This window comes from Phenylobacterium sp. SCN 70-31 (assembly GCF_001724605.1).
In the GTDB taxonomy this organism is placed as follows: Bacteria; Pseudomonadota; Alphaproteobacteria; order Caulobacterales; family Caulobacteraceae; genus Phenylobacterium.
This window is the reverse complement of the sequence record NZ_MEEX01000047.1, coordinates 17098-29187: the sequence shown is the minus strand read 5'-3', so window position 1 is coordinate 29187 and position 12090 is coordinate 17098. Positions and strand designations below refer to the sequence as shown.

The window sequence follows — 12090 nt, the reverse complement described above, 5'->3', positions numbered from 1 at the left end:
TCCACCGCGTTCCGCGGTCCCCCTCCCCCGAAGTGTTCCCTTCGGGGGAGGATCCTGGCGCGTTCCGCTCCTCCCCTGCGAAGCGGGGGAGGTGGATCGGCCTGCAAGGCCGAGACGGAGGGGGCCTCCCTCCCGGATGCCCTCTCTCATGACCCATCCGCTGGAACCGCGCCTGGCGGCCTACATCGCCGGGCGGATGCCCGAGGCCTCCGACCTGACCGTCAGCGACCTCGAGCGCATCTCGGGCGGGGCCAGCCGCGAGACCTACCGCTTCGTCCTGGCCTGGACCGAGGCCGGCGAGGCGCGGCGGCGCAAGCTGATCCTGCGCCGCGACCCGCCGGCCAGCCTGATCGACACCGAGCGCCGGATCGAATTCGAGGCCTACCGCGCCTTCGCCGGCTCGGACGTGCCCGTACCCGCCATGCTGTGGCTGGAGGAGGATCCGGCCGCCCTCGGCCACCCCTTCTTCGTCGCCGAAGAGATCGCGGGCTTCCAGGCCTCGCCCCAGATGCTGTTCTCGGGCGCCTACGACGCCGTGCTGCCGGCGGTGGCCGAGCGGAAGTGGACCATCCTGGGCCGCATCGCCGCCGCCGACCCCGACGCCCTGGGCCTGACCCGCTGGATGGACGCGCCCGCCCCCGACGCCTGCTGGCGGCGCGAACTGGACCATTGGGAGGTCCTGATCGACCGCGATCAGGCCGAGCCCCTGCCCGTCACCCGCGCCGCCATCCGCTGGCTGCGCGCCAACCCGCCCCCGCCGGCGCAGAAGCTCAGCGTGGTCCACGGCGACTATCGCACCGGCAACTACCTCTACGATCCGTCGGGCGAGATCCACGGCGTGCTGGACTGGGAGATGTGCCACCTGGGCGATCCGCTGGAGGACCTGGGCTGGAGTCTCCAGCCGGTCTGGAGCTTCGGGCGGACGGGCCTGGCCGGCGGTCTCGTCCCCAACGACCGGGCCGTGGCGATCTGGGAGCGGGCCTCTGGACTCTCGGCCGATCCCGAAGCGCTCCGGTGGTGGATCCTGTTCAACTGCGTGAAGGGTCAGGGCATCTGGGTCGGCTCGGCGGCGGCCTTCAACCGCGGCGGCAACCGGGCGCCCATCATGGTCTATCCGGCCTGGTGGCTCATAAACGCCCAGGACCGCGCCATCCTCCAGGTGATGGAGAAGCTGTGAACCCGCCCGTCCCCGCCGTCCTGGCCGAACTGGCCGGCGTCATGATCCGGAACGCCATGCCGGGCGTCGCCGACGGCGAGCGCGCGTCCGATCTGGGCCTTTCGGCCGCCCTCCTGGCGATGGCCGCCGAGGTCTGGGACCGCCAGGCGCACATCCTGGTGGAGGAGAACCGCGCGATCCGCGCCCTGCTGGGCGAAGCCGGCGAGGATTCCGACCTGCGCCTCTCGGTCCTGAAGGCCGAACACGACCGTCTGCGCGCCGCGCTCGTGGAGGCCCACGCCGCCGCCGAGGCCGCCGGCGACACGGCCCGCGAGGCCGCCATCTGGGCCGAGCTGATCGCCGCCACCGAGCGGCGACGCCTCGCCTCCGCCCCGGTCTGAGGTTTCGGGCCACCGCGTCGCGACCGGAATCTTCGCGGCCGGAAACCCGGTCGAAACCATGCCGCGGCCAAGCTGGCGTCCATGAGCGCCTCTTCACCCGCCGCAAAGCCTGTCCCGGCCGCCGATCCGGTGGTGGAAAAGCTGATGGACGGTCACTACGACCGCCAGCTGGCCGCGTTCGAGGCCCGTATCGAGGAGGCCGCCGCCACGCTGCGCCGGGCCCATGCGGCGATGAAGGCCGAGAACACCCTGCGCTCGTAGCCGGCCCTCAGTCCGCCGCCAGCGCCGCAAGCGCCGCGCCGTCCAGGCGGCGAACGGTCCATTCGCTCATCGCCTGGGCGCCCAGCGAGTCGTAGAACGCGATCGAGGGCGCGTTCCAGTCCAGCACCGACCATTCGAGCCGCCCGAGCCCGCCCTCGACGCAGCGCTGCGCCAGCCGCCGCAACAGGGCCTTGCCCGCGCCCAGCCCCCGCGCCTCGGGACGCACGAACAGGTCCTCCAGATAGATCCCGGCGCGGCCCCGGAACGTCGAATAGTTGTGGAACCACAGGGCGAAGCCCACCGGGGCCCCGTCCACCTCGGCGATGTCGCATAAGGCCCGGGGCGCGTCGCCGAACAGGTCCCGCCGGATGTCGGCCTCGGTGGCCTCCACCTCGTGCGACAGCCGCTCGTACGCCGCCAGGTCGCGGATGAACCCCAGGATCAGCGGCGCGTCGTCCGGCCCCGCCGGCCGCACCCGGAGGCTCACCCGCGCGCTCCCGCGCTCACAGCCGCGCTCCGGTCGTCTCCTCCGACGCCGCCCACAGCCGCTCCGCCGCGTCGGGATCTAGCGCGTGCGGCATCACCCCCTCGAACGGATTGGCCTCGGTCCACAGAAGCGCCTGGTTGCAGTTCTCCAGATACAGCCCGCCCACGCCCTCCAACTCGGGCGCGACGGCGGCCCAGACGCTGGTGGCCGCGCCCTGCTCGGGGGTCTTGAAGCGGTCGTTCACGCGGCCCTGCTCGTCGATCCAGCCGAAGGCCCGCATCTCCTCGTCGGTCAGGTGGCGCTGGAGCGGCGTGCGGATACCGCCCGGCATCACCGCATTGGCCGTCACGCCCAGATCGGCGAAGCGTTCGTGGAAGCCCACGGCGAACAGGCTGTTGGCCGTCTTCGACTGCCCATAGGCCTCCCACTTGTCGTAGGGCCGGTTGCGATAGTGGATGTCGTCGAAGTCCACGGCGCTGCGCCGATGGCCGATGGACGACAATTCCACCACGCGGCTGGCCTGGCCGTCCTCGGCCCCGTTCATCAGGGCCCGCGCCAGCAGGACCGACAGCAGGAAATGGCCGAAGTGGTTGGTCCCCACCTGCATCTCCAGGTCCTGCGCCGTGTAGGCCTGCGGACAGGCCATGACGCCGGCGTTGTTGACCAGCAGGTTCAGCGGCCCGTCGCCCCAGGCGTCCGCGAAGGCCGCCACCGAAGCCAGGTCCGAAAGGTCCAGCCGGCCCACCGACACCTCGCCCGGGGCGGTGCGGCGCAACTCGGCCGCCACGGCTTCGCCCGCCTCGACGCTGCGCACCGCCAGCATGACGTCGGCGCCCGCCTCGGCCAGGGCGCGGGCCGTCTCCACGCCGATGCCCGAGGCGGCGCCGGTGACGATCACGCGCCGTCCCGTCAGGTCGTGGCCTGCGGCCGCTTCGCGGGCCGTGGTGCGGGCGTCGAACGCCGAGGTGATCCGGTCCGGCATCTCAGCCCGCCGTCCCGATCGTCACAGGCCTGCTCATCCCATCCTCCGCTCAAATGGACGTTCGCCCCGACAGACACGCCGGACCGGTCCCGGCGCCCGGGGCGCCGTCGGGAAGGGCCGACGGCGCGTCTCAAGCCGCGGCGCGGTACCAGTCGACGCCGTCGCCGTCCCGCTCGCGCACCGCCTGCCCCCGCGCCAGAAGGCAGTTGAGGTGGGCCAGGCTCTCGCCGGTGGCCAGGCCCAGCAGGTTCTCGTCGATCTTGCGCCGGAACAGCACGCTGAACACGTCGACCACCCGCTTCGGCTCCGCGAGCAGGGCGTACAGGCGCGCCAGCCCCCGCTCATGCCCGCCCACCAGGTGCTCCAGCCGCGCGTGCAGCCCGAAGAACGGATCGTTGTGCGCCGGCAGCACCAGCACATCGTCGGGCACCGTCGCCTTGATCCTGTTCAGCGAGGTGATCCAGTCGGTCAGCGGGTCGCCGTCCGGCTCGGTGGGGAACACCGAGACGTTTGACGAGATCTTGGGCAGCACCTGATCGCCCGAGATCATCAGCTTCAGGTCGGGGCAGTAGAGGCTGGCGTGCTCGGGGCTGTGGCCAGATCCGACAACGACCCGCCAGACATGGTCGCCGATCGGCACCTCGTCGCCGTCGTTCAGCCGGCGGAAACTGTCGGGCAGCGCATAGAGCCCGCGCCCGAACCCGCCGAACTTGGCCCGGTAGTTCTCCAGCGCCTCCTCGTCCCAGCCGGCGGCGCGGAAGAAGTCGATGGCGTCCTGCGGCGCCTCGCGCCCCGTGTCGGCGGCCAGCGAGCGGCAGGTGGTGAACTCCAGCCGCGTGATCCAAAGGCGCGCGTTGAATTTCCGCGTCAGATAGCCCGACATCCCGATGTGGTCGGGATGCATGTGGGTGACGAACACCCGCGTCACGGGCTTTCCGCCGAGCGGCCCCGCCAGGGCGGCCCGCCAGGCGTTGCGGCTTTCGATCCCGCCGATGCCGGTGTCCACGATCGCCCACCCGTCCGCCTCGGCGATGGCCCAGACGTTGATCCAGGCCAGCGAGCCGCCCAGGGGCATCCGCAGCCACTTCACACCCGGCGCGATGTCCACGGCCTCGCCCACCTTCGGCCCCTGGTCGAAGGGATAGGTCAGCTTCGGCCGATGGCTCTCCCATCCGCCCTCTTCCATACCGTCGCGCAAACCGGAAACTCCCCGCCTTGAACCCCGCAGCTCGAAGCGGGGCCGTGCACCATTATCCGGCCTGCACGGTGCGGAGGGCAAACCCTTCCTGGCGCCGTACCGAACAACGGATCGCCGCACGATCGGTTTGAATGACGCGGGGTTGGTGCGCTACGCCTGGGAGCAACGACAAGGGGAGGCTTCATGGGCCAGATCGCAGACCGTCCCGACGCCGCGCTCGCCGCGCGCCTGGACCCCATCGTGGACGCGGCCCTGGCCGAGGGCCGGCTGGCCGGCGGGGTGATCCTGGTGGCGCGCGACGGCGCCGTCGCCTACGGCCGCGCAGCGGGCCAGGCCGACCTGGAGACCGGACGGGCGATGACGCGCGACGCCATCTTCCGCGCCTCGTCGCTCACCAAGCCCATCGTCACCGCCGCCGCCCTCTCGATGGTCGAGGACGGGACCTTCGGCCTGGACGATCCGGTCGTCCGATTCCTCCCCGACTTCCGACCGGCGTGGCAGGGCGAGACGCCGGCGATCGCCCTGCGTCATCTGCTGACCCACACCGCAGGCCTCTCGTACGGCTTCATGCAGCCCGACGACGGGCCCTATCTTCGACTGGGCGTCTCCGACGGCATGGACCAGCCCGGCCTGACCTTCGCCGAGAACCTGGACCGCATCTCGCGGGCCGGCCTGGTCTTCCCGCCGGGCGCCGCCTGGCTCTATTCGGTCGGCATGGACGTCCTGGGCGCGGCGATGGAGCAGGCGGCCGGAAAGCCCCTGGGCGAGGTGGTGGCCGAACGCGTGACCCGCCGGCTGGGCATGGCCGACACCGGCTTCGCGGTGACCGACCGCGCCCGCCTCGCCCGCGCCTACGCCGACGGCCCGCCGCCCCGGCCGATGGGCGAGACCCATGTCGTGCCCTTCGCCGGGCTGTCGGGCATCCGCTTCGCCCCCGACCGCATCTTCGACGCCGGCTCCTTCCCTTCCGGGGGTGCGGGCATGGCCTGTAGCGCGCCCGACATGCTGGCCTTCCTGGAAGCCGTCCGCACCGGCGGCGGCGGGGTGGTCTCGACCGACACCGCCCGGTCGATGATGACCAACCAGACCGGCTCGCTGCCCATCGTCACCAGCGGACCCGGCTGGGGCTTCGGCTTCGGCGGCGCCGTGATGCTGGACCCGGCGGCCTCGGGCTCGCCGCTGCCGGCCGGCGCCTGGATGTGGGGCGGCGTCTACGGCCACAGCTGGTTCGTGGATCCCGCCGGGGGGACGTCGTTCGTGCTGATGACCAACACCTCGACCGAGGGTATGAGCGGACGCCTCTCCCAGGAACTCATGGGCGCGGTGGCGTCTTGGGCCTGACGAGCGCCGCGGCGGACGTTTGACACGGGAACGCCCGCCGCAGCTCTCTCCCGGGGCGGCGAACATCCGCTCCGGAACCCCGACCGCAGCCTAGGGCGGTCGGGACGTCGCGAAATTAGGGGTTTGGCCGGTGACGGCGAAACCCCCAAATGGGCTAGAAATCGCCGCCTGGGCCGGCGCGTTGGGAGGAGCATGGCCCGTGCCGCGGCGGCCTGAGGACAAGCCCGAGAGCCGGAACGCGCACGACGACCATCGGGCCGTCGGGTCCGTCTTCTCGGTGCTGACCGCCGACGAGGCCGGCGACTCGGTCGCGCGCGTCCTGGACGGCCGGGCTCCGACCGACCAGCCCGGCGGCCCCGGGGTCGCGTGGGTCGCCCTGGCCTCGGACGGCCGCGTGGTCGACGTCTCTGCCGCCTGCCCCGCGGCCGTTCAGGATCTCCTGGTCAGGACCGCCGCCCGGGCCGCCCGCCCAGGCGTCGTCCTGTCGCCCCCGCCCCATCTCGGCCTGGTCTGGACCCTGGTTCCGCCGCCCGCGCCCGGCCACCCCTCGCGGCGCATCTACCACCTGCCGCGCGACCTCGTGTTCGACCTTCTGGAGAAGGCCAACCCCCAGGCGACCCTGACTCCCGCCGAGAAGATGGTCGTCTTCCGCCTGCTCGGCGGCCTGTCGCTCCGGGAGTCGGCCGAGGCCGACGGCCTGTCGCTCGAGACCAAGCGCAACCAGCTCAAGTCGGTGCTGGCCAAGCTGGAATGCGCCGGCCAGGTGGACCTCGTCCGTCACGCCATGACCCAGTTGGCGGCCCATCTGCCGACGCCCCTGCCGACGGGCGAGGCGGAAGACCTGGCCGAAGCCTATGTGGCCCGGCATCTGCCGCCGGGGTGCCGCTACTACCGCGCCCCTCTGGGAACCGGCCGCATGGCGCGGGTGATCGAGGCCGGGCCGCCGGGCGGCCTGCCCGTGGTGCTGGTCCACGGCATGTTGTTCCCGCCGCTCCTCGCGGCGGGGGTCGAGGCGCTGCACGCCGCGCGCGTCCGCCTGATCGTCCCGGTCCGTTCCGGCTACTTCGAGATCGGCCCCACGCGACAGCTCGCCGACGCCGAAGGCCATGCCGAAGCCGTGGTCGCCGATCTGGCGGACTTCGTGGAGCGGTTCGTCGGCGCCCCCGCGGTCGTGGCGGGGACGTCGCTCGGTTCCTCCTATGCGGTCGAGCTGGCGGCCCGGCGGCCGGAGTTGCTGCGCCGCCTGGTGCTCCTCGCCGCCGACAGCCTCGCCCGCGACGGGCGCAAGGCCGCGCACGTCAACGCGTTCTACTCCGGCCTGCGGAACCTCGTGACTCGCCCCGGCGTCCTCCGCCGGCTGGCCTGGCAGTTCACGCGCACCTACGCCAACGCCCGGGTGGGCCGACGCGTGCTGATGCGGATGTTCCGCGGCTGCCCCGTCGACGCGGCGTCCCTGGCCATCCCCTCGGGGGAGACCGGGTTCGAATGGTTCCGCGACGCCTACGCCACTTCGTTTCCGGGGGTGGCCGAAGACTATCGCGCCGGCTTTGGAGACTGGCGCGAGCGGCTGGGCGGCGTGTCGACGCCCATCCAGGTGATCCACGGCGAGGACGACACCCTGTCGGCGCTCGACACGGTCCTGGCCCTGGTCGCCCCCGCAACGCCGCCGCCCCGCATCGACGTGATCCCCGGAGCCGGACATCTGGTGGGCGTCAGCCACGCCGCCCGGGTGTGGCGCCTCGTGGCCGAAGCCGATGCGGCGGACGCCGCCCTTGTCCGGCCGGCCGGCGCGGTGGAATAGTCCGCAGCTCCATTTCGGGGACGTCCATGAACCGCTTCACCGCCGCGCTCGCCACACTTTCGATCCTCGCGGGGCCGGCCGCCGCTCAGCCGGCGACCAAGGCCCGGGACACGGGCGAGCCGGCCTTCCGCGCGCTCTACAAGGAGCTGGTCGAGACCAACACCACCTTCTCGGCCGGCGACTGCACGCTCGCCGCCCAGCGCATGGCCGACAGGATGGAAGCGGCGGGCTTCCCCAAGTCGGACCTCCACGTCTTCACCCCGCCCGGCAAGCCCAAGGACGGCGGCCTGGTGGCCGTCTATCCGGGCCGGGACCCCAAGGCCAAGGCGGTGCTGCTGCTGGCCCACATCGACGTGGTCGAGGCGAAGCGCGAGGACTGGACGCGGGACCCGTTCACCCTGGTGGAGGAGGACGGCTACTTCTACGGACGCGGGTCGTTCGACGACAAGGCGCAGGCCGCCATCTGGACCGACCTCCTGATCCGCTATCGCCGCGAGGGCTACAAGCCGCGCCGCACGCTGAAGGTGGCGCTGACCTGCGGCGAGGAGGGCGGCGGCCAGGTGAACGGCGCCGCCTGGCTGGCCCAGAACCGGCGCGACCTGATCGACGCCGGCATCGCGCTGAATGAAGGCGCCGGCGGCCAGCTCTCCCCCGACGGGAAGCCGGTGGTCCACACCGTCCTGGCCGGCGAGAAGACCTTCCAGAACTTCGTCGTCGAGGCGACCAACGCCGGCGGCCACAGTTCCCGGCCCACGCCCGACAACGCCATCTACGACCTGGCCCGCGCGCTGGACCGGATCAGCCGGTACGAGTTCCCGCTCCAGCTCAACGACGCCACCCGCGGCTTCTTCGCGGGCATGGCCAAGGTCGTCGGCGGCGAAGAGGGCGCGGCCATGACCAGGATCGTCGCCGATCCCACCGACAAGACGGCCGATGCGGTCCTGCGCAAGAACCCCAGCTATCGCGCGGTGATGGGCACCACCTGCATCCCCACCCTGCTGGAGGGCGGCCATGCCAGCAACGCCCTACCCCAGAGGGCGCGAGCCACCGTCAACTGCCGCATCTTCCCCGGCGAACCGGCCGAGGCCGTGCGCGAGGCACTGGTGCAGGCGATCGGCAACCCCGAGGTCAAGGTCAGCTTCGCCAACCCGCCCCGGCCGCCCAAGTCGGCGCCGCCGCTGACGCCGGCCGTCATGAAGCCCATCGAGGCGGTGTCGGAAGAGATCTGGCCCAAGGTCCCGGTCATCCCGATCCTGCAGGCGGGCGGCACCGACGCCTCGCACCTGAACGCCGTGGGCATCCCTACGTTCGGCGTCTCGGGCATCTTCGTCGACCCCGACCTCGGCCGCATCCACGGCCTCAACGAGCGCATCCGGGTGAAATCCCTGATGGACGCCCGCGAGTTCAGCTACCGGCTGGTCAAGCTCTACGCCGACCAGAAGGACTGACTTGGCCGCCGCCCGCCTCTGGATCGCCGCCGCCCACGATCCCGCCCACCGCAACGGCGGCTGGGCGTTCGTACGCGCGGGCGTCGAGGTCGTCGGCAGGGCCGGCGGCGACCGCCGCACCACCCGCCCCCGCATGGCGCTGGCCGGCTTCCTCGCCGCGCTCCAGGACCTGCCGGCGGGCGAGACCCTCGCGGTCGCGGCGCCGCGCCCGGACGCCCTGGTCCTGCATGCGCTGCTGAAGCCGCCCGCGGACCCGCCCACGGACGACGCCGACCTGCGGACGGCCCTCGCCAGGATGCTCGCCGGCCGCGCCTGGACCCTGGCCATCGGCGATCCGGCCGGCCCCACCCCCGCCGCCTTCGCCGCCGCCTGGGCCGACCTGGCGTCGGAAAAGGCCAAGGCGGGCGGCGCCTTCGTCCATGCCATCCCCCGGCCCAATCTGGCGAAGGTCCAGGGGCTTTAGGCGCTGTCAGGGCCTCGTGGCGGCTTTGCGGCGCCGTTCCTCCTCCCCGTTAGGGGAGAGGGACGTGACGCCACCCCCTGTCGATCGGCTGGCCATCCGAAGGGATTGTTAGGCGTTTTCCTTCACTCTCCCCGGAGGTTCGCTCCCGAAGAGGACAGTGCCATGGGAAAGCTGATCGGCAGGCGACGCGCCGCCAGCGACCATTTCGAGCCGGACGAGGACGTCGATCCCAAGGCGCAGCGCAATCTGCGTGGCCACCTGGAGCACATCGACTACACCGCCTACGCGGCCAACAAGAAGCTGCTCACGGCCGCCATGGGCGCCCTGGACGGCCAGCGTGTGCAGAAGCTGGCCGCGGCGGCGGCGCTCGCCCGCACACGCTGGGTGGTGGCGGCGCTCACCATCGCCGAGGACGGCGCCACGCCCACTCGCGAGCAGATCGCGGGGCTCACGCACCTGCGGTCGACCTACGACGAACTCGCCAGCGCCTACGACGGTCTCCGCCGGATGGTCGAGCGCGGCTACATCGGCTACGCGCCCGCCGCCGACTAGGACCCGGCCTCCTCCCGCTCGTCCATCCACACCCGCAGGGCGCGGAGGAACGGCAGGGCGTCGCGGAACTCCTTCTGGGTGAAGCCTTCGCGCAGCTTCTCCGTCTTGGGCCGGATCGCCGCCATGGCCCGGCCATAGGCCTCGCGGCCGCCGGCGGTCAGGCGCACCCGCTTGCTGCGCCGGTCGCGCGCGCACGGCTCCACCGCCACCAGGTCCACGGCCTCCAGACGCTGCAATGTGTTGGTGATCGCCCCGGGGGTCATCCGCAGGGCCTTGGCGATGCAGGCCGGCGTCAGGTCGTCGCCCCGTCGCGAGATCAGGTTCAGCACCTCGTACTGGGGATAGGTCAGTCCCACGGGCAGGGTCTTGGCGATCGCCGTCCGCACGCCGTGCTGGATCAGGGTGATCTCATCGAAGACCTGGACTTCGGGATGTTCCTCTACGACCGCCATGCGCTTCCTCCCTCACGCCCGGGCGGGAGGAGCCTATTCTTCAATGTCGAACAAATTAGTTCAACGTTGAAAGATTAGCCCGACGCAACGTCCAACGCCTCACGCAGCCCCTTCCGGGCGAGCGCATCGGCCCGCTCGTTCAGCTCGTGGCCGGCGTGGCCCTTCACCCACCGCCATGTCACGTCGTGACGCGACCGGGCTTCGTCAAGGCGTCGCCACAGATCGTCGTTCTTCACAGGCTTTCCGTCGGCGGTCCTCCAGCCGCGGCGCTTCCAGCCGTGGATCCACTCGTGGATGCCTTTCTGGACGTACTGGCTGTCGGTGTGCAGCTCCACCCGGCAGGGCTTCTTCAGCGCCTCCAGCGCCTGGATCGCCGCCATCAGCTCCATGCGGTTGTTGGTGGTGGCCGGCTCGCCTCCCGTCAGCTCCTTCTCGGTCGTCCCGTGGATCAGAACGGCGCCCCAGCCGCCCGGCCCCGGATTCCCCGAGCACGCGCCGTCGGTGTAGATCGTCACCTGGGGCGTCACGCCGACGCCCCGAACAGCACGAGGTCGGGCGAGCTGCGGTGGACGGCCAGCTTGCGCTCGTACTCCAGCGGGTCCTTGGGCCGCACCAGCGCCCCGGCTGGCGTCGCGCCCCAGTCGTAGAGCCGGGTCAGGAAGAACCGGATCGCCGCCCCGTGCGCCAGCACCGGCAGCGCCGCGCGCTCGGCCCCCTCCAGCGGCCGCACAGCTTCGTACCCCGCCAGGAACTGCCGCGCGGCGGTGATGTTGAAGCTGCCGTCCGACTCGAAGCACCAGGCGTTCAGCGCCACCGCCACGTCGTAGGCGAAGGCCTCGGTGCAGGCGAAGTAGAAGTCGATGGCGCCAGAGAACTTGCCCCCAGTGAAGAAGACGTTGTCCGGGAAGAAGTCGGCGTGGCAGACGCCGGACGGCAGGCCCGTGGGCCACCGCTCGGCCAGCATCGCCAGGTCGGCCTGGACGGTCCGCGCCAGCCCCGGCTTCAGTCCGTCGGCCGCCGCCTCCTGGCCCGCGAACATGCCCGCCCAGGCCGCCTGGCCCAGGTCGTTCGCCCGCGTCATCGGAAACCCCTCGCCCGCCCGGTGCAGCGCCGCCAGCCCGCCGCCCGCCTCGCGGCAGTGCGCCGCCGTAGGCCGGCGCACCGAGAGGCCGTTCAGGAAGCTGGCGATGGCGCACGGCTTGCCCCGCACGTGTCGGATCAGCCGCCCCTCGCGGTCCGCCATCGGCTCGGCCGACGGATAGCCGTGCGTCGCCAGCCAGCGCATCAGTTCCAGAAAGTACGGCAGGTCGTCGGGATTGGTCCGCGCCTCGTAGACCGTCAGGATGTAGCGGCCCGCCTCCGTCTCCAGCAGGAAGTTCGAGTTCGACACCCCCTCGGCGATCCCCTTGAACGCCAGCGGCGCCCCCAGGTCGTAGCCGGCCAGCAGCTCGGCCAGTTCGTCGTCGGTGATGTCCGTATAGACCGCCATTCGCGGGGAGTGCGGCAGGTCGCCGGGGCGGTCAAGCCTTGGGCGCGTTCCGGGACATA

The 12090-nt window shown here is 71.9% G+C and carries 14 protein-coding genes; 8 read left to right on the top strand and 6 right to left on the bottom strand.

Annotation, left to right across the window (positions count from 1 at the left end; all coding sequences use genetic code 11):
- Positions 1 to 148: 148 nt before the first annotated feature.
- The 3 genes from ABS78_RS22820 (at position 149) to ABS78_RS22810 (ending at position 1818) form a co-directional block, all read left to right on the top strand.
- Complete coding sequence (locus tag ABS78_RS22820) at positions 149 to 1177, top strand: phosphotransferase family protein (protein WP_293385213.1); 1029 nt, start codon at positions 149 to 151, stop codon at positions 1175 to 1177.
- The gene (locus tag ABS78_RS22815; protein ID WP_293385210.1) at positions 1174 to 1557 is read left to right on the top strand and encodes a hypothetical protein; all 384 of its coding nucleotides are present in this window, start codon (positions 1174 to 1176) and stop codon (positions 1555 to 1557) included. The genes ABS78_RS22820 and ABS78_RS22815 overlap by 4 nt, the downstream gene beginning before the upstream one ends.
- Before the next feature lie 81 nt (positions 1558 to 1638).
- Positions 1639 to 1818: a hypothetical protein gene (locus ABS78_RS22810; RefSeq protein ID WP_293385207.1), complete on the top strand. Its 180-nt coding sequence runs from the start codon at positions 1639 to 1641 to the stop codon at positions 1816 to 1818.
- A 7-nt stretch (positions 1819 to 1825) separates the two neighbouring features.
- On the opposite strand, the gene ABS78_RS22805 is transcribed toward ABS78_RS22810, so the two are convergent.
- From ABS78_RS22805 to ABS78_RS22795, 3 genes are all read right to left on the bottom strand, one after another.
- Positions 1826 to 2305 (bottom strand): GNAT family N-acetyltransferase, encoded by a 480-nt coding sequence (locus ABS78_RS22805; RefSeq protein WP_293385203.1) that lies wholly within the window; start codon positions 2303 to 2305, stop codon positions 1826 to 1828.
- A gap of 16 nt (positions 2306 to 2321) precedes the next feature.
- Positions 2322 to 3287, bottom strand: a complete 966-nt coding sequence (locus tag ABS78_RS22800; RefSeq protein WP_293385200.1) for an oxidoreductase — start codon at positions 3285 to 3287, stop codon at positions 2322 to 2324.
- 130 nt (positions 3288 to 3417) lie between these two features.
- Positions 3418 to 4485: an MBL fold metallo-hydrolase gene (locus ABS78_RS22795; protein ID WP_293385197.1), complete on the bottom strand. Its 1068-nt coding sequence runs from the start codon at positions 4483 to 4485 to the stop codon at positions 3418 to 3420.
- A gap of 183 nt (positions 4486 to 4668) precedes the next feature.
- Between ABS78_RS22795 and ABS78_RS22790 the strand changes: the two genes are divergently transcribed.
- The 5 genes from ABS78_RS22790 (at position 4669) to ABS78_RS22770 (ending at position 10090) form a co-directional block, all read left to right on the top strand.
- Complete coding sequence (locus ABS78_RS22790; RefSeq protein WP_293385194.1) at positions 4669 to 5826, top strand: serine hydrolase domain-containing protein; 1158 nt, start codon at positions 4669 to 4671, stop codon at positions 5824 to 5826.
- A gap of 199 nt (positions 5827 to 6025) precedes the next feature.
- The gene (locus ABS78_RS22785; RefSeq protein ID WP_293385191.1) at positions 6026 to 7627 is read left to right on the top strand and encodes an alpha/beta fold hydrolase; all 1602 of its coding nucleotides are present in this window, start codon (positions 6026 to 6028) and stop codon (positions 7625 to 7627) included.
- Positions 7628 to 7653: 26 nt separating this feature from the next.
- Entirely contained in the window at positions 7654 to 9075 is a 1422-nt protein-coding gene (locus ABS78_RS22780; protein ID WP_293385188.1) for a M20/M25/M40 family metallo-hydrolase, read from the top strand.
- Position 9076: 1 nt separating this feature from the next.
- A complete protein-coding gene (locus ABS78_RS22775; RefSeq protein WP_293385185.1) occupies positions 9077 to 9538 on the top strand; it encodes a ribonuclease H in 462 nt (153 codons plus the stop codon).
- 162 nt (positions 9539 to 9700) lie between these two features.
- Positions 9701 to 10090, top strand: coding sequence for a hypothetical protein (locus ABS78_RS22770; RefSeq protein ID WP_293385182.1), 390 nt, complete (start codon positions 9701 to 9703; stop codon positions 10088 to 10090).
- Here the strand turns inward: ABS78_RS22770 and ABS78_RS22765 are convergent.
- From ABS78_RS22765 to thrB, 3 genes are all read right to left on the bottom strand, one after another.
- Positions 10087 to 10542: a MarR family transcriptional regulator gene (locus tag ABS78_RS22765; protein WP_293385179.1), complete on the bottom strand. Its 456-nt coding sequence runs from the start codon at positions 10540 to 10542 to the stop codon at positions 10087 to 10089. The genes ABS78_RS22770 and ABS78_RS22765 overlap by 4 nt on opposite strands.
- 74 nt (positions 10543 to 10616) lie before the next feature.
- Positions 10617 to 11069 carry a ribonuclease HI gene (rnhA, locus tag ABS78_RS22760; RefSeq protein ID WP_293385175.1) on the bottom strand — a complete coding sequence of 151 codons (453 nt, stop codon included), beginning with the start codon at positions 11067 to 11069 and terminating at the stop codon, positions 10617 to 10619.
- Positions 11066 to 12031 (bottom strand): homoserine kinase, encoded by a 966-nt coding sequence (thrB, locus tag ABS78_RS22755; protein WP_293385172.1) that lies wholly within the window; start codon positions 12029 to 12031, stop codon positions 11066 to 11068. Before thrB ends, rnhA begins: the two co-directional genes overlap by 4 nt.
- Between the last annotated feature and the right edge of the window lie 59 nt (positions 12032 to 12090).

Coding starts and splice junctions, on each gene's coding strand:
- ABS78_RS22820 (WP_293385213.1), top strand. CDS start 149: ATGACCCATCCGCTGGAACCGCGCCTGGCGGCCTACATCGCCGGGCGG.
- ABS78_RS22810 (WP_293385207.1), top strand. CDS start 1,639: ATGAGCGCCTCTTCACCCGCCGCAAAGCCTGTCCCGGCCGCCGATCCG.
- ABS78_RS22800 (WP_293385200.1), bottom strand. CDS start 3,287: ATGCCGGACCGGATCACCTCGGCGTTCGACGCCCGCACCACGGCCCGC.
- ABS78_RS22790 (WP_293385194.1), top strand. CDS start 4,669: ATGGGCCAGATCGCAGACCGTCCCGACGCCGCGCTCGCCGCGCGCCTG.
- ABS78_RS22780 (WP_293385188.1), top strand. CDS start 7,654: ATGAACCGCTTCACCGCCGCGCTCGCCACACTTTCGATCCTCGCGGGG.
- ABS78_RS22770 (WP_293385182.1), top strand. CDS start 9,701: ATGGGAAAGCTGATCGGCAGGCGACGCGCCGCCAGCGACCATTTCGAG.
- ABS78_RS22765 (WP_293385179.1), bottom strand. CDS start 10,542: ATGGCGGTCGTAGAGGAACATCCCGAAGTCCAGGTCTTCGATGAGATC.
- thrB (WP_293385172.1), bottom strand. CDS start 12,031: ATGGCGGTCTATACGGACATCACCGACGACGAACTGGCCGAGCTGCTG.